This is a genomic window from Aeromicrobium sp. PFPM2_SD2 (genome assembly GCF_057364525.1).
In genome coordinates, this window is the sequence record NZ_JBNFNZ010000864.1 from 1 (window position 1) to 473 (window position 473).

At 75.9% G+C, this 473-nt stretch carries 1 protein-coding gene; it reads right to left on the reverse strand.

All coding sequences use genetic code 11. From position 1 onward, the window contains the following. Positions 1-44 precede the first annotated feature (44 nt). Positions 45-473: serine hydrolase domain-containing protein (locus AC2W7G_RS18535; protein ID WP_485869721.1), on the reverse strand; the 429-nt coding region annotated here is incomplete at its 5' end.

Sequence of the window (473 nt, forward strand, 5' to 3'; positions counted from 1 at the left end):
GGGCGCCTGCGGCCGCGGCGTCGTGCGGGTCATGCCGAGCGGCGTCAGCAGCTCGTCGCGCACGACCTCGTGCCACGGCCGTCCGGCCAGCCGGGTGACGAGCTCGCCCAGCACGGCGTACCGACGTTGGAGTAGTGGAAGCGGGTGCCCGGCGTGGAGCGCAGGGCCGTCGACGACGCGGCGAGCTCGGTCCACGGGACGCCCGCGGTGCGCTCCCACCAGTCGCCGTCGTTCTCGGCTTGCAGCCCGGACGTGTGGGTGAGCAGCTGGGCCACGGTCACGTGCCCGCACGGCAGCTCGGGCAGGTGCGTGCCGACGCGGTCGCCGAGGTCGAGCCGTCCCGCGTCGCGCAGGCGCAGCACCGCGACGGCCACGAAGGTCTTGGTGATCGAGCCGATGCGGTACTGCACGTCGGCCGAGGCCGCGGTGCCGCCGGCCCGCCCGTCGAGCGTGCCGGCAGCGCCGGTCCACAC